Here is a 15,291-nt window from a genome sequence, read left to right as displayed (position 1 = left end):
TCGTGGTGTGCTGGAGGTCGGGATTAGTGTGGCGCAACAGCAATAAAAAAGCGCTGGAGGCTTGAGACTGAGCGACACGCAGGGCGTACCTGCTCTTTCGTCCAGCTTCCCAGCCGCCAGCGCTTTTCACTCGTAGGCGTTGGTCGCCTCGATCACTTGGCCTGGTAGCGCGCCCGTGGCGTGGCCATCGGCGTGATGTCGCCATCGAGCGGCAGGAACTCGCCGCGGGCCGCGTCGTAAGCACGAATGGCGCTGCTCTCGATGTCGTAGACCCAGCCGTGGATGAACAGTTGGCCGTTGGCCACGCGTGCCGCCACCGATGGGTGGGTGCACAGGTGGTTGAGCTGGGCCACGACGTTTTCCTCGGTGAGGATGCCGAGGGTTTCGTGGCCGCCGCAGCCGCAGTTCTCCTCGACCACCTTCAACGCCACTTCGCTGTGGCGCAGCCAGGCTTTTACCGTGGGCATGGTTTCCAGGCTTTTGGGGTCGAGCACGGCTTTCATCGCGCCGCAGTCGGAGTGGCCGCAAACGATGATGTGCTGCACGCCGAGGGCCAGCACCGCGTATTCGATGGCGGTGGACACGCCACCGTTCATCTGCCCGTAGGGCGGCACCACGTTGCCGACGTTGCGGGTGACGAACAGGTCGCCCGGCGCGCTCTGGGTGATCAGCTCGGGGACGATGCGCGAGTCGGCGCAGGTGATGAACATGGCGCGTGGGTTTTGCGCGGTGGCCAGGGATTTGAACAGCTCTTCCTGGGCAGGAAAGACGTCCTGACGGAATTTCCTGAATCCATCGACGATCTTGCTCAGGGCTTCATCCGCCGACTCCGGGCCGGTGCGTGCCTGCATCGGAATGGCGTTGTGCTTGTAGGGCATGGTCATAACCTCGTTTGGCCAATCGTTTATCGGTATGGCAAAGCGACAGCCGCCAGCCCTCGCAGGTCACATCAGAGCAGCGTCATTTGTCGGCCAGGTGGGGCGAACTGACCGCAATCGAGCACGAAGGTGTCGCGCCGAAGCAAATCGAAACGTTTGCGCGCCAGCTTGAAGCGTTGCGCCAGCAGGTCGGCGAACACGCCATCGCCGCGCATGCGCGAGCCGAAACGGCTGTCGTAGTCCTTGCCGCCACGGGACTGGCGGATCAGGCTCATGACGTGCTCGGCGCGTTCGGGGAAATGGTCGCGCAACCATTGTTCGAACAGCCCGGCGATCTCCAGCGGCAAGCGTAGCAGCACGTAGGCCGCGGAGCGGGCACCCGCCTCGCTGGCGGCCTCGAGGATCTGTTCCAGCTCGCTGTCGTTGATCATCGGGATCATCGGCGCCGCCATCACCGACACCGGCACGCCATGCTCGTGCAGCGTACGCATGGCCCGCAGCCGCGCCCCGGGCGACGCCGTGCGCGGCTCCATGATGCGTTTCAGTTCGTCGTCCAGGGTGGTGATGCTGAAGGCCACGCTGACCAGGTTGAGGCTGGCCAGCTCCTGCAGCAGGTCGAGGTCACGCAGGATCAACGAGCTTTTGGTGATGATGCTCAGCGGATGGCGATAGCGCAGGAGGATTTCCAGGGCACGCCGGGTCAGGCGTTGCTCGCGCTCGATGGGCTGGTAGGCGTCGGTGTTGATGCCCAGGGCGATGGGGGCGGGCTGGTAGCCCGGCTTGCTCAATTGTTCTTCGAGGCACTCGGCCAGGTTGGTCTTGGCGATCAACCGGGTCTCGAAGTCGATGCCCGGCGACAGGTCCCAATAGGCGTGGCTGGGCCTGGCGAAGCAGTAGATGCAGCCGTGTTCGCAGCCCCGGTAGGGGTTCACCGAGCGGTCGAAGCCGACATCCGGCGACTGGTTGCGGGTGATCACCGTCTTCGCCCGCTCCAGGCGCACCTCGGTGGCGAAGGTCAGCGGCGTTTCCTCCTGGAACCAGCCATCGTCGCAGGCCTCGCTGAGCGTTGGCGCAAAGCGGTTGTGCGGCTTGTTGACGGTGCCGCGACCGCGAATGGGAGCATTCATGAAGCCACCGGAATACTGTTTTTATATACAGTATTTCGCCGCTGTTATCGACGCAAGTACGGCGCGCCGAATGGCTCAGGTATCACGCAGCAAGTCGTTGGCGTTGAGGATCGCGTAGGCGATCTCCGGACGCTTCTCCAGGCTACGGCGGATGGCGGCGGGAATGCTCTGGCGGGTCTTGCGACACAGGCCGGGATGCTCGGCGACGACGATGGCGATGCCGCGCATGGTGCGCACTTCGTTATGGCTCGGTTCGATGTGCAGGACGATGCCGAGCTGTGCCTGCATGCGCTGGCGCATGCGGTCGAGGTCTTCCAGGCTGGCCAGGTTTTCCAGGCGTTCGAGCAGGCGCTGCTCTTCGTGCAGGGTCAGTTGCAGGATGCGCAGGTCGGCGCCGGCGTCCTCCAGCAGGCGTTCACGCTCGCAGTTGCAGGCGCCGGGCGGACATTCCTTGCGGATCGGAAAGGGGCTGGTCATGCGCCCGATAATAGCGATTCGAGCGCCAAGTTAAAGATCACGGATCGACCTGGCCCATCATCTGTGCCACCGACTCCGGGCGCTTGGCATAACGCTGGGCCAGTACCGCGCAGACCATCAGCTGGATCTGGTGGAACAGCATGATCGGCAGGATCAGCAGGCCGATATTGGCCCCGACGAACAGCACCTGGGCCATGGGCACGCCGGTGGCCAGGCTCTTCTTGGAGCCGCAGAACAGGATGGTGATGCGATCCTCCTGGTTGAAGCCCATCCACTTGCCACAGAGGTGGGTGATCAGCAGGGCGATGGCCAGCAGCAGGCAGCAGGCCAGCACCAGCCAGGCCAGGGTGGTCGGCGACACCTGGCGCCAGAGGCCTTCGACCACCGCTTCGCTGAAGGCGGTGTAGACCACCAGCAGGATCGAACTCTGGTCCACGTATTTCAGCCAGTTCTTGTTGCGCCCGACCCAGCCACCGATCCAGCGCCGCGCCACCTGGCCGGCGACGAATGGCAACAGCAGTTGCACGCTGATCTTGAGGATGGCGTCGAGGCTCGATCCAGCGCTGCCATGGGCGTCCATCAGCACGGTGACCAGCAGCGGGGTGAGGAAGATGCCGAACAGGCTCGACGCCGCGGCGCTGCAGATCGCCGCCGGGATGTTGCCGCGCGCCAGCGAGGTGAAGGCGATGGCCGACTGCACCGTGGAAGGCAGGGCGCACAGGTAGAGCATGCCCAGGTACAGCTCCTGGCCGACCAGGGGCGCCAGCAATGGCTTGAAGGCCAGGCCCAGCAACGGAAACAGGATGAAGGTGCAGGCGAACACCAGCAGGTGCAGTTTCCAGTGCCCCGCGCCAGCCAGGATCGCCTCGCGCGAAAGCTTGGCGCCATGCAGGAAGAACAGCAGGGCGATGGCCAGGTTGGTGATCCAGGCGAACGCATGGGCAGCGCCCCCGCTGACTGGCAGCAGGCTGGCCAGGGTGATCACGGCGATCAGGGTGAGGGTGAAGTTGTCGGGCAGGAAACGTGGCCGTGCCATTGCGTGGCTCCAGGACTGTACAGACAATGGCAGGCACTCTAACGTGGCCGCTCATTACCGACTAACGCCAAAAGGCCAGCCGATGCCGACAAAAGAACAGGAAAGGGCCCTGCCAAGACGGGTTCCAGGCCTCGAGAGCTTGCCCAGGCCGGTCTATGGCCGCATCGAATCGCTGCCCAATCGCACCCTGACCCATCGCCATAGCCACCCCTGGGTGCAGTTTTCCTATGCCATCCAGGGGGTGCTGGAAGTGCAGACCGACTTCGGTCGCTTCATCGCCCCGCCGCAACGGGCGGTATGGGTGCCGGCGGGCATGGCGCATCGGGTGTTCAGCTCGCCGCGCACGGAAATGCGCAGCCTGTACTTGCGTGACGATGTGACCCGCTGGGCCGGGGATGGCTGCCGTGTGCTGGCGGTCAGCGACCTGCTGCGCGAGCTGATCCGCGCGTTCAGCCAGTTACCGGTGGAATACCCCGAGGACGGCGCCGAAGGGCGCCTGGTGCAGGTATTGCTCGACCAGTTGCGCAATGCGCCCACGGTCGACCTGATCCTGCCGCTGCCCCGGGATGCGCGCCTGCGGCAGATCTACCGCGCATTGCTGGCTCATCCGGAGCGGCAGACCACCTTGGGCGAATGGAGCCGGCGCTTCGAACTCTCGGAAAAAACCCTGAGCCGGCTGTTCCAGCAGGACACCGGCCTGACCTTCCGTGCCTGGCGCCAGCGCTTGCGCCTGCTCGCGGCGCTGCCGCTGCTGGAGCGCGGCGAACGGGTCACCGACGTGGCGCTGGCTTGCGGCTACGATTCCACGTCGGCGTTCATCGCGGCCTTTCGCCAGCAGTTCGAGTGCACGCCGGGAGAGTTTTTCGGTTAGCGGGAGCCGTGTCGCCTGCGGCCCCGCTGCGCCTCCACGACCTGCGTGGCCACCAACGGGCCGGCCTCAGCCCCGCGCGCCGCGCACGCCCTGGGCCAGTTCGCCGCACAGTTCCAGCACGCCCTGCACGGCGGCAAGACGGTCGCTGGTGCCGGCGATGCGTTCGATCAGCGCTGAGCCGACCACCACGCCGTCGGCCAGGCGGGCGATGTCGGCGGCGTGCTGCGCGGTGCGGATACCAAAGCCGATGCACACTGGCAGGTCGGTGTGGCGACGCAGGCGGGTGACGGCCTGTTCGACGTGGTCGAGGGTCGCCGCGCCGGCACCGGTCACGCCGGCCACGGAGACGTAGTAGACGAAGCCGGAACTGCCGTTCAGTACCTTGGGCAGGCGCTTGTCGTCGGTGGTCGGGGTGGTCAGGCGGATGAAGTCGATGCCGGCGGCCTGGGCCGGGTCGCACAGGTCGGCATTGTGCTCGGGCGGCAGGTCGACCACGATCAGGCCGTCCACGCCGGCGGCCTTGGCGTCTTCGACGAAACGCGGCACGCCGTACTTGTGGATCGGGTTGAAGTAGCCCATCAGCACCAGCGGCGTGGTGCGGTCTTCCTGGCGGAATTCGCGGACCATCTGCAGGGTCTTGACCATGTTCTGCCTGGCCGCCAGGGCGCGGATATTGGCCAGTTGGATCGCCGGGCCGTCGGCCATCGGGTCGGTGAACGGCATGCCCAGCTCGATCACGTCGGCGCCGGCTTTCGGCAGGCCCTTGAGGATCGCCAGGGAGGCGTCGTAGTCCGGGTCGCCAGCGGTGACGAAGGTCACCAGGGCGGCGCGGTTCTGTTCTTTCAATTCAGCGAAGCGGGTCTGCAAACGGCTCATCAGTTGTTCTCCGCCTTGGACAGGTCGAGGTGGTGCATCACGGTCTGCATGTCCTTGTCGCCGCGACCGGACAGGTTGATCACCATCAGGTGATCCTTGGGCAGGTTCGGCGCGCGCTTGAAGGCTTCGGCCAGGGCATGCGACGACTCCAGCGCCGGGATGATGCCTTCCAGGCGGCAGCACTGGTGAAAGGCGGCGAGGGCTTCGTCGTCGCTGATCGGCACGTACTCGACGCGGCCGATGTCGTGCAACCAGGCGTGCTCCGGGCCCACTCCCGGATAATCCAGGCCGGCGGAGATCGAGTGGGCGTCGATGATCTGGCCATCGTCATCCTGCAGCAGGAAGGTGCGATTGCCGTGCAGCACGCCGGGTACGCCACCGTTCATGCTGGCCGCGTGCTTGCCGGTGTCGATGCCGTGGCCGGCCGCTTCGACGCCGATGATCTTGACGCTGGCGTCGTCGAGGAACGGGTGGAACAGGCCGATGGCGTTGGAACCGCCGCCGATGCAGGCCACCAGCGAGTCGGGCAGGCGCCCTTCCTTCTCGGCCAGTTGCTCGCGGGTTTCCTTGCCGATCACCGCCTGGAAGTCGCGCACCATCGCCGGGTATGGGTGCGGGCCGGCGGCGGTGCCGATCAGGTAGAAGGTGTTGTCGACGTTGGTCACCCAGTCGCGCAGGGCTTCGTTCATCGCGTCCTTGAGCGTGCCGGTGCCAGCGGTCACCGGAATCACCTCGGCGCCGAGCAGGCGCATGCGGAAGACGTTGGCCTGCTGGCGGTCGATGTCGGTGGTGCCCATGTAGACCACGCATTGCAAGCCGAAACGCGCGGCCACAGTGGCGGTGGCCACGCCGTGCATGCCGGCGCCGGTCTCGGCGATGATGCGTCGCTTGCCCATGCGCCGGGCCAGGAGGATCTGGCCGATGCAGTTGTTGATCTTGTGCGCGCCGGTGTGGTTCAGCTCTTCGCGCTTGAGGTAGAGCTTCGCTCCGCCGAAGTGCTCGCTCAGGCGCTCGGCGAAATACAGCGGGCTTGGCCGGCCGATGTAGTCGCGCTGGAAGTACGCCAGTTCTTCGATGAAGGCTGGGTCCTGCTTGGCCTTCTCGTACTCGGCCGCCAGGTCGTGGATCAGCGGCATCAGGGTTTCGGCGACGTACTGGCCGCCGAAGCCGCCGAACAGGCCAGTGGCGTCGGGGCCGTTGCGCAGGGAAGTCATGGATGTGCTCCTGTGGAGGAATGCGATGGCGCCATTTTACCTCTGGCCGGGCCGGGGAAAAGCGATTAGATTGCCATGACACGTCAGGAAAACTCACCAATCAATGAGCCGCGAACTTCCCCCGCTGAATGCCCTGCGCGCCTTCGAAGCCGCCGCCCGCCATCAGAGCATCAGCCAGGCGGCAGCCGAACTGCATGTGACCCACGGCGCGGTGAGCCGGCAGATACGTGTGCTGGAGGAACAGCTCGGCCTGAGCCTGTTCGACAAGGACGGCCGTGGCGTGAAACTCACCGATGCCGGCGCGCGCCTGCGGGATGCCGCCGCCGAAGCCTTCGAACGCCTGCGCGCGGCCTGTGGCGAGCTGCGCCAGCGCCAGGACGGCGCGCCCTTCGTGCTTGGTTGCCCCGGCAGCCTGCTGGCGCGCTGGTTCATCCCGCGCCTGGATCGCCTCAACCGCGAACTGCCGGACCTGCGCCTGCAACTGTCGGCCAGCGAAGGCGAGCTGGACCCGCGTCGCCCCGGCGTCGATGCGACCCTGTGCTTCGCCGCGCCGCCCTGGCCGGTGGACATGCAGGTGCATGAACTCGCCGCCGAGCGCATCGGCGCGGTACTCAGCCCGCGCCATCCGCGTTACGCCGAGCTGGCCGCCGCGCCCGCCTCGGCGCTGTACGACGAGCCGCTGCTGCACACCGCTTCGCGCCCGCAAGCCTGGCCGCAATGGGCGCTGGCCACCGGCCTCGACGGCGCGCGCCTGCAACAGGGCCAGGGCTTCGAACACCTCTACTACCTGCTGGAAGCCGCCAGCGCCGGCCTCGGCGTGGCCATCGCGCCGCAGCAACTGGTCGCCGACGACCTCGCCGCCGGCCGCCTGGCCGCACCCTGGGGCTTCGTCGAAACCCCGGCGCGCCTGGCCCTGTGGGTGCCGCAACGACGTGCCGATCGCCGTGCCGAGCAATTGGCACAGTGGTTGCGCGAACAATTGAACGCTTGAAAGGAATCATCCATGAGCAATTTCCCCGACGACATCGACCTCAAGGATTTCTGGGACGACAGCGCCTACGCGCGCAAGGAAATCACCGACGCGCCGCCCAGCGACGAGCTGATCGCCGAGCTGGAGGCCGAACTGGGCTATCGCTTGCCGGCGTCCTACGTCGCCTTCATGAAACGCCACAACGGCGGCAATCCACGCAAGACCTGCTTCCCTACCGAGGAGTCGACTTCCTGGGCCGAGGACCATGCGGCGATCACCAGCTTCCTCAGCATCGGGCGCAGCAAGAACTACTCGCTGGGCGGCGACCTGGGCAGCCGCTTCATGATCGAGGAATGGGGCTACCCGGACCTCGGCGTGTACATCTGCGACTGCCCGTCCGCCGGCCACGACATGGTCGCCCTCGACTACCGCGAATGTGGCCCGGACGGGGAGCCGCAGGTGGTGCACGTCGATCAGGAGGGCGACTACCACATCACCTTCCTGGCCAAGGACTTCGAGACCTTCGTCCGTGGCCTGGTCGACGAGGAGGTGTTCGACACCTCGGAAGAGGACTTCCAGCAGGACCTGCTCAGCGTCACCCGTGGCGAGTTCTCCGAAGCCCTGGCGCCACTGGTGGCGGACTTCCCGCCGTTCCCGCGCATCGGCGAAGCGATCCGCGCCGTGGCCCTGCAACTGCTCGAAGACAAACGCTACTTCGCCCTGCACGCCGATCCGCGTTCCTACCTGCTGTACGACGTGCAGTTCTGGCTCTACCAGCAGCACCACCGCATCGACAAACGCCAGCAGTACCTCGACGCCTATCCACCGCTGATCGCCTTCGGCGGGCGCGGCTTCAGCACTGGCGGTTATGCGCCGGGCTTCGTCGAGGACTGGTTCAAGGCGCGCTTCAATGCCCGGGAGCTGGTGGAGAGCAAGGCGGGGATCGTGCTCAGCGAGGCGCACAAGGCGAAGGTGATCGAGCAGTTGCAGGCGACGCTCGGACGCTGAAGTCCGAGCGGGCAATGCGCGCGTATGGTCCTTTCAGTACGTGTAGCGGAGCGTGAAGCTGAAGTTGCGCGGGTCGCCGTAATACAAGCCGCCCCAGTTGTTCGAGGTTGGCAGCGATTGATAGTAGGTCTTGTCCAGCACGTTGTTCAGGTTGTACTGCACGCTGAACTGGCGATTGACCTGATAGTTGGCGTGCAGGTTGAGCAAGGCATAACCCCCCTGCTCAATGGTGTATGCCGTTACGTCGGCAGCCGTTCGGCTCTGCGCGTAGACGTCCCCGCCGACTCTCCACTGATCCAGGGCACCTGGCAGGCGATAGTCGGTCGAGACCTTCAGCAGGCGGCGGGGAATCTTGCGGTAGTAATCGTTCCCTTTGCTGTTGCCCGCTACATACTCGGGGTCGCTGTAGGTATAGCCGGCGCTGACGTTCCAGCCTTTGAGAGGCTCGCCGGACACCTCCAGCTCGAAGCCCCGGTTGCGTACCTCGGCGCCCTCTTCATAGCAGCTACTGGTTCCCGTCACACCGCAGGTCGGTGCTACCGAGAGCGCTTGCGGCATGTTCTCCAGATTGGTTTGGAAGATGGCGATGGAGGCGTTGAGACGGCCGTTGAAGAACTCGCTCTTGATCCCTGTTTCATAGTTTTTCCCCACGACGGGCTCCAGCAGCGAGCCCCCCTGGCCGTAGTAGCTCTGGGTCTTGTAGATATCGGTGTAGCTGGCGTACCAGGTGTACTGCTCGCTCAGGTCGTAGACCAGGCCGGCATAGGGAATCAGGCGGCCATTTTCCTTGTACTGGTCGTTGACGTAGGGGCTGGAGACTTTGTAGTCCGCCCAACTGGCACGTGTTCCCAGGATCAGGCTCAGGTCGTCGGTCAGGCTGAAGCGGCTGGCCGCGTAAAGACCACGCTCTTTGCGCACATAGTTGTAGTCGCTGCTGGTGGCATTGAGGATCGGATTGGGCAGGGCACTGTAGTCGAAGTCCGTGATGGTGACCGTCGGGTTATTGCTGGCCGTTCGGATCACGGCATCGAAATCATCCTTGCGGTCGTTGGCGCCGAGCATCAGCTGGTGCTTGCGGCCAAACAGCTCGAATGGGCCGGTGGCATAGAGGTCCACGCCCAACTGCGTATCCTCGTAGTCGGCTTGGGATACCGTCAGCCTGTAGTTGTCGCCTGACACCCTGGCCGGGTACGAGGACAGGAAGTCCGCATCTGACCAGACCGCGTTGGTCGCCAGGGTCAACTTCCACTCGTTGTCGAACTCATGGGTGATATCGGCGAACAAGGTGTTGTTGTTACGGTCGAGGTGAGCCCACTTGCCGTTGAGCGAGGTGGAGCGCGACAGCGGGTAGAACGAGCCGTCGCTACGGGTGTTCAGGCCGCCCCAGTCGTAGCCGTTGCTATTGTCCTTCTGGATCGTCGCGCCCACGGTTAGTACCGTCGAGTCCGTGAGGTCCATGTCGCCGACCAGGTACAGCAGTTGGTTGTCTCGCTCGGCGCCGTCCCGATAGCTATTGGCGTTGTTGTAGTAAGCCACCGCCCGTCCACGCACATTGCCTTGTTCGGTCAGCGGGCCGGAGACATCGACCTGGCTGCGATAGTTATCCCAGGAGCCGGCACCGAGCTCGGCGCCGAGACGGAAGTCCTTTGTCGGTCGTTTACGCACCAGGTTGATGGCCGCAGAAGGGTTGCCGGTGCCTTGCAGCAGGCCGTTCGCTCCGCGCACCACTTCCACGCGGTCGTAGATGGCCATGTTCGCCGTGGACATGACATCCAGGGAGTAGTTTTCCGAGATGTTGCTGGGAATGCCGTCGAACTGCAGATCGTTGATCTCGAAGCCGCGCGCGTAGTAGGTCGAGCGATCGGTACCGATCTTGGTGTACGTGATGCCGGTGGTGGATCGCGCCACGTCGTCGAGGGATTGGATGTTCTGGTCATCCATCTTCTGGCGGGTCACGACGGATACGGATTGTGGCGTTTGCCGCAGGGTCATGGGCATCTTGGTCGCCGTGCTGGTCGATCCCGTGGTGTACGAGCCGGTGCCTTCGGTCGTGGCGCCCAGCCCGGCCGCGTTCACACTGGTCGCGTCCAGCTCCAGGGCTCCATTGGTCGCGGCCTTTACCAATACATAGCGCTTTTCCCCTGCCTGCTGCACGCGCAAGCCACGGCCTTGCAGCAATTGCGCAAAGCCCTGTTCCAACTCGAAATCGCCCTGCAATCCAGCCGATTGCAAGCCGCTGGTTTCGCTGCTGCTGAAGCTGATGGTCACACCGTTGGCGGCGGCGAACTGGCTGATCACGGCGGCCAGGCTGCCGGCCGGGATGTCGTAATGTTGCGGCGCGGCCCAGGCCGGCAGGGTCGTCAGGGTGGCGCTGCAAAGGCTCAGCGCCAGGGTTGCCTGGCGGATGCCGTGGGCGAGCGGGGAACGGCGGATGGGCATGAATCGGGGCTCCTGTTGGTGGGGCTTGGGCGCGTCTGGTGCGCGTGTGCAGGTGGAGCCGAAGCAGCGACGAAAATCTGTTACCCCTGATGCGAAAAAAATCGCAGGTGGCTGGACGAAAGGACCCTGGGATGGACCGGCCTACGCAGACTCCAAGCGCACCCAATACCCGGTCATGCGGCGCACCCGGATCGGCAGGGAGTCTGCCAGGCTGGCCAGGGCGGCGTCGGTGTCGTCGAGGCTGAAGGCGCCGGACAGGCCCAGCTCGGCGACCTGTTCGGCGCAGCCCAGGTAACCGGGGCGGTAGCGCGCCAGCTCGTTGACCACATCGCCGAGACGCCAGTCGACACAAACCAGCATGCCACGGGTCCAGGCCTGGGCATCGGCAGCCAGCGTTTGCTGCGGGCCCACGCTGTCGGCGCTGAAGCTAAGGCGTTGCCCGGCGTCGATGCGCACGACCTGTGACGAGCGATTCGGCCGTACTTCGACGGCATGGGCGGCCACCGCCACCTGGCTCACGCCTGCCACCTGGCGCACGCTGAAACGCGTGCCGAGGGCACGGACATCGCCCTCGGCGGTACGCACGCTGAGTGGGCGCGGGTCCTTGGCGGTTTCCACCAGAATCTCGCCCTGGCGCAGGTGGATCAGGCGCTGGCTGGCGTCGAACAGGATGTCGACGCGACTGTCGGTGTTGAGGTCCAGGCGCGTGCCGTCGGCCAGGGTCAGTTGCCGGCGTTCGCTTACCCGCGTGGCGTAGTCGGCGCTCAACGGCGAGAGCCGATAGCCCTGCCAACCGACCGCGCCGACACCGAGCAACAGCGCCAGGGTCTTCACCGCGTTGCGCCGGTCGCGCCGGGCGTTCTCCAGGGTCAGCGCCGCACCGCTCGGCGCGTTGCCCAGGCGCCGTTGCAGTTGCTCCAGGCGCGCCCAGGCTTCGGCATGACGGCGGTCGGCGGCGCACCAGGCCTGCCAGGCGGCGCGGGTCGAGTCATCGACGCGGCTGTCGTGCAGGCGCACGTACCAGTCCACCGCGTCGGCGAGGATGACCTTCATGCGGCGTCGAGCAGCAGGCAGTGCATCAGGGCGCGGGCCAGGTGCTTGCGCACCGTGCTGACCGAAACCCCGACCCGTTCGGCGGCTTTCTCGTAGCTCAGGCCGTCGAGCTGTACGGCCAGGAAGATTGCCCGCGTGCGGGCGCCAAGGCCGTCGAGCATGCGGTCGATGGTCAGCAGCGTGTCGATGATCGCGGCGCGGGTTTCCGCCGAAGGCGCATGGCTTTCCGGCTGCAGCGCCAGGGCTTCGAGGTAGGCGTTTTCCAGGCTGCGGCGGCGGTACAGGTCGATGACCAGGCCACGGGCGATGGTCGCCAGGTAATGGCGGGGCTCGTTGAGCGCAGTGGCGGTGCGTGCCAGCAGCACACGGACGAAGGTGTCCTGGGCCAGGTCGGCGGCATCGGCGGAATTGTTCAGGCGCTGGCGCAACCAGCCACGCAGCCAGCCGCTGTGCTCGCGGTACAGCGTATCCAGCCCGGCGTGCGCAGCCGTGTCGGGAACAACCGTGGACATCCCGCCCCCTGATCGATCAGTCGATGCAAATAAGAATTTGTCGCAAGTCTAATGATTGGGCGCGGGATTGGGAATGGATGAATGCGAGCGGAGCGGTGAGGCGCAGCCCGCTCGCATCGGCAGAGATGTTTTTAGAAACTGTACTTGGCCGTCAGCAGGTAGTTGCGGGGTGCGCCGTAGACCTGTACCGGGTAGGTCGTTCCGTTGATGTTGCGGTAGTAGTGCTTGTCGAACAGGTTGTCGATGTTGAACTGCAGGTCAAGGGCTTCGCTGACTCGATAACCGGCCATGACACCGAACACGGCGTAGGCATTCTGTTCGAAGCGGTAGTCGCCTTTCTCTTTGTAGGTATCGCCCTGCCAGGAAACGCTGCCGCCTACACGCAAGTGATCGCCCGGTAGTTGGTAGCTGGTGAACAACTTGAATTGCTGGCGAGGTAGCGTCGAGTCGAAAAGTTGCCCTTTACGATAGTCGCCTTCGGTCTTGGCGTATTCGGCCTGTACGAAGGTGAAGCCACCGCCGATCTGCCAGTTCGGCGTGAGCTCCCCTTGCAGCTCGATATCCACCCCGCGGCTGCGCACCACACCTGAGGCCTCATAGCACGCGGAGCTAGTCGAGCAGAGGGCCTGGTCCAGTTGCCGCGCGCGGTTTTCCTGGTCGATCTGGAACACCGCCAGGCTGGCATTCAGCGTGCCGTCGAAGTACTCGCCTTTCACGCCGATTTCGTAGTTGGTGCCGACCACGGGTTCCAACTGGCCGCCCGCGGCATCCATGGAGCTCTGCGGCTGGAAGATGTCGGTGTAGCTGGCGTAGACCGAATGGTGCGCGTCCAGCTCATAGATGAGACCGGCGTAACGGGTGACATTGCGGCTGATGCTGTAGTCGCTGTCGTCGCGTAGGTTGTCGTACTGATACCAGTCCAGCCGCGTACCGAGGATGAGCTTGAGCGGGTCGGCGAGGGAGAGCCGGGTCGTCAGGTACAGGCCCTGTTGAGTGGTTTCGGTATGGCCGCGATAGGTCAGGCCCGTCACCGGCTTGGCTACCGCACTGTAGTCCCAGTCGAACGGGTCTATATCAAGCGATGCAGTACCGCCGGAGCCGCCTACGGCATGCATTTCAGCCGACCGCGCGCTACTGCCGATAACCAGTTCATGTTCACGCCCGAGCATTTGGAAAGGCCCGCTGGCAAACAGGTCATAGGTCTGCTGGTCGACGTCATAGCGGTAACCACCACCACGGCTGACGTTTATCGCATCGCCTGTGCGGCTGAGGTAGGTGCCCAGGTAATTCAGCTCTGACCACTGCTGTGCCCCCGACAGTTTGACGCGCCAGCCATTGTCGAAGCGGTGATCCAGCTCGGCGAAGACATTGCTGGTGTCCTGGTCCCAATATTCCCAATCGTTGCCCAGGTAGGTGGAACGAGACAGGTGCAGGTCGTTGCCGGATGCATCGACAGCAGCCAGGCCGCCCCAGGTATCGTTGTTATTGTTGATCTGATGGGAGGCGCCCACTGTCAGTGTCGTGGCACTGTCCAGGTCCGCTTCACCGATGGCGTAGAAGGTACTGCCCTCGGAAGAGACATAGTCCTGAAAGCTGTCCTTTGTCTGATAAGCGCCTACCAGGCGCCCACGCACGCTACCGCTTTCGTTCAATGGGCCCGATATGTCCAGCTCGCTGCTGTAGTTGTCCCAACTGCCTGCCGATCCTTTGATGGACGCCTGAAACTCCGAGGTTGGGCGTTTGCGTACCAGGTTGATCGACCCCGAAGGATCGCCTGCGCCCTGCATCATGCCTGTTGCACCACGCACCACCTCGATGCGGTCGTACATGACCATGTTCGATCCCGCGATAAGGCCAGCGCCGATGGAAATGCTGTATGCCGTTGGCAGGCCGTCGAGCATCAGGTTGCCAATCTCGAACCCTCGCGAGTAGAAGCCGAAGCGTTGAGGTCCGGAGCCCTGAAGACTGATCCCTGGGGTGGCGGCGACGGCGTCTTGCAGTGTCTTGAGACCTTGGTCATCCATTCTCTGGCGAGTGATCACCGTCACCGACTGCGGTGTTTCGCGCATGGTCAGCGGCAGTTTGGTCGCGCTCTGCATGGCACCGGTGGTGTAGGACTGCGAGCCTTCAGTGGTGGAGCGCACGCCATTGGCATTCACACTGGTCGCCCCCAGTTCCAGCGCCGCACCGCTGTCGACCACCTTCTCCAGCACATAACTGCCACCCGCATCGATCACTCGCAGGTTGCTGCCGGCGAGAAGGGTGGCGAAGCCGGCGTTCACCGAATAGCTACCGTGCAGACCGTTGGACTGGCGGCCGTTGGTTTGCGTAGCGTCGAACGACAGGGCCACGCCCGAGGCGCTGGCGAAGCGGCTGAGCACTTCGGTGAGCGAACCCGCGGCGATGTCGTATTGGCGGGTGGTTTCGATGGCGGCTGGCGATGCAGTCGATCCAGCGGCGTGGGCCAGTGGCACGCCGATGGCGCTGGCGCTCAGCAGCGCAGCGGCCAGGCGGTGACGAGTGAACGGATGCGGCATGGTGACTCCCCGGTTTTGCGTGGCCAAGCGGGCCACTGATGCAGCGAGAGCCGGATCAGGGCTGGGAAAAGTGCAAGGGTGGGGAAAATATTTCGGCGCGTAGATTTTATCTTCGTCGGTTCTTCCATGGCTTCTGCACCTGACTCGAGAGTCCTTCGCGCGCATGGCGCGCTCCTACGCGTTGTCGGGCATGTAGGGTGGACGACGTTTCACCCGTCCACCGCAGCGCCGATTTGGTGGATGAAAAGGTGTCAGCTACGCGCCCCGATCCACCCTACGAAAGCGGGCAGATC

At 64.6% G+C, this 15,291-nt stretch carries 13 protein-coding genes; 3 read left to right on the top strand and 10 right to left on the bottom strand.

All coding sequences use genetic code 11. The features are described from left to right. Positions 1–152 precede the first annotated feature (152 nt). The 4 genes from ACSZPK_RS02580 to ACSZPK_RS02565 all read right to left on the bottom strand — a co-directional run bounded on the left by ACSZPK_RS02580 (position 153) and on the right by ACSZPK_RS02565 (position 3,518). Positions 153–851 (bottom strand): carbonic anhydrase, encoded by a 699-nt coding sequence (locus tag ACSZPK_RS02580; protein ID WP_437880270.1) that lies wholly within the window; start codon positions 849–851, stop codon positions 153–155. A gap of 98 nt (positions 852–949) precedes the next feature. Further along, a complete protein-coding gene (locus tag ACSZPK_RS02575) occupies positions 950–2,005 on the bottom strand; it encodes a PA0069 family radical SAM protein (RefSeq protein ID WP_437879822.1) in 1,056 nt (351 codons plus the stop codon). 75 nt (positions 2,006–2,080) lie between these two features. Beyond that, positions 2,081–2,482 carry a hypothetical protein gene (locus tag ACSZPK_RS02570; protein ID WP_437879821.1) on the bottom strand — a complete coding sequence of 134 codons (402 nt, stop codon included), beginning with the start codon at positions 2,480–2,482 and terminating at the stop codon, positions 2,081–2,083. A gap of 37 nt (positions 2,483–2,519) precedes the next feature. Further along, positions 2,520–3,518 carry a bile acid:sodium symporter family protein gene (locus tag ACSZPK_RS02565; RefSeq protein ID WP_437879820.1) on the bottom strand — a complete coding sequence of 333 codons (999 nt, stop codon included), beginning with the start codon at positions 3,516–3,518 and terminating at the stop codon, positions 2,520–2,522. Between the two features lie 82 nt (positions 3,519–3,600). Between ACSZPK_RS02565 and ACSZPK_RS02560 the strand changes: the two genes are divergently transcribed. Further along, positions 3,601–4,389 (top strand): AraC family transcriptional regulator, encoded by a 789-nt coding sequence (locus ACSZPK_RS02560; RefSeq protein ID WP_437879819.1) that lies wholly within the window; start codon positions 3,601–3,603, stop codon positions 4,387–4,389. Positions 4,390–4,455: 66 nt separating this feature from the next. On the opposite strand, the gene trpA is transcribed toward ACSZPK_RS02560, so the two are convergent. Together trpA and trpB are read right to left on the bottom strand one after the other, a co-directional pair. Next, a complete protein-coding gene (trpA, locus tag ACSZPK_RS02555) occupies positions 4,456–5,265 on the bottom strand; it encodes a tryptophan synthase subunit alpha (protein ID WP_437879818.1) in 810 nt (269 codons plus the stop codon). Next, complete coding sequence (gene trpB / locus ACSZPK_RS02550; protein WP_437879817.1) at positions 5,265–6,479, bottom strand: tryptophan synthase subunit beta; 1,215 nt, start codon at positions 6,477–6,479, stop codon at positions 5,265–5,267. The genes trpA and trpB overlap by 1 nt, the downstream gene beginning before the upstream one ends. A gap of 103 nt (positions 6,480–6,582) precedes the next feature. On the opposite strand from trpB, the gene ACSZPK_RS02545 reads away from it, so the two are divergent. Together ACSZPK_RS02545 and ACSZPK_RS02540 are read left to right on the top strand one after the other, a co-directional pair. Further along, complete coding sequence (locus ACSZPK_RS02545) at positions 6,583–7,470, top strand: LysR family transcriptional regulator (RefSeq protein WP_437879816.1); 888 nt, start codon at positions 6,583–6,585, stop codon at positions 7,468–7,470. 12 nt (positions 7,471–7,482) lie between these two features. After that, on the top strand, positions 7,483–8,457 hold the full coding sequence (locus ACSZPK_RS02540) for an SMI1/KNR4 family protein (protein WP_437879815.1): 975 nt from the start codon (positions 7,483–7,485) through the stop codon (positions 8,455–8,457). A 33-nt stretch (positions 8,458–8,490) separates the two neighbouring features. Here ACSZPK_RS02540 and ACSZPK_RS02535 read toward each other — a convergent pair whose 3' ends face one another. From ACSZPK_RS02535 to ACSZPK_RS02520, 4 genes are all read right to left on the bottom strand, one after another. Continuing rightward, positions 8,491–10,896 (bottom strand): TonB-dependent siderophore receptor, encoded by a 2,406-nt coding sequence (locus ACSZPK_RS02535; RefSeq protein WP_437879814.1) that lies wholly within the window; start codon positions 10,894–10,896, stop codon positions 8,491–8,493. A 141-nt stretch (positions 10,897–11,037) separates the two neighbouring features. Further along, the gene (locus ACSZPK_RS02530) at positions 11,038–11,949 is read right to left on the bottom strand and encodes a FecR domain-containing protein (RefSeq protein ID WP_437879813.1); all 912 of its coding nucleotides are present in this window, start codon (positions 11,947–11,949) and stop codon (positions 11,038–11,040) included. Continuing rightward, positions 11,946–12,461 carry a sigma-70 family RNA polymerase sigma factor gene (locus ACSZPK_RS02525; RefSeq protein ID WP_437879812.1) on the bottom strand — a complete coding sequence of 172 codons (516 nt, stop codon included), beginning with the start codon at positions 12,459–12,461 and terminating at the stop codon, positions 11,946–11,948. Before ACSZPK_RS02525 ends, ACSZPK_RS02530 begins: the two co-directional genes overlap by 4 nt. Before the next feature lie 131 nt (positions 12,462–12,592). Then, positions 12,593–14,998 carry a TonB-dependent siderophore receptor gene (locus ACSZPK_RS02520; protein ID WP_437879811.1) on the bottom strand — a complete coding sequence of 802 codons (2,406 nt, stop codon included), beginning with the start codon at positions 14,996–14,998 and terminating at the stop codon, positions 12,593–12,595. Between the last annotated feature and the right edge of the window lie 293 nt (positions 14,999–15,291).

Origin of the sequence: Pseudomonas sp. LRF_L74, assembly GCF_965644255.1 — a bacterium.
Lineage (GTDB): Bacteria > Pseudomonadota > Gammaproteobacteria > Pseudomonadales > Pseudomonadaceae > Aquipseudomonas.
The sequence above is the reverse complement of the archived record's forward strand: the minus strand, read 5'-3'. Positions and strand labels throughout refer to the sequence as shown.